At 46.5% G+C, this 275-nt stretch carries 1 protein-coding gene; it reads right to left on the bottom strand.

Annotated features, from left to right (window positions below):
• On the bottom strand, positions 1–275 hold a 275-nt coding region (locus tag QWJ41_RS21260), incomplete at both ends, for a hypothetical protein (protein ID WP_302710493.1).

Genomic DNA, 275 nt, shown 5'->3' with positions numbered 1-275 from the left:
ACCAGTGGTATTTCAGCTTGGGTGGTATTACCAACCACTGTTGGTTGGGTTCCATTGTCGTAGAAAAACGGATACATTGCTCTCCGTAGGTCAGGGTTCAGTTGAGCCACCTCTGTGGTATCCCAAGTGCTATCGAACTGGCCATCGACTCTTGGCTCATAACGAATGCTGCGGGGAATAGAGCTTTCCCCTTGTACTATCCAGCGTTCCGGTAGATCAGTTACTTGTTGGAAGAATGTATCAATTGCCAATAAAAATACTGTTAAGAGAGCTCC

This window comes from Nocardioides cremeus (assembly GCF_030518195.1).
Classification (GTDB): domain Bacteria; phylum Actinomycetota; class Actinomycetes; order Propionibacteriales; family Nocardioidaceae; genus Nocardioides; species Nocardioides cremeus.
The sequence above is the reverse complement of the archived record's forward strand: the minus strand, read 5'-3'. Positions and strand labels throughout refer to the sequence as shown.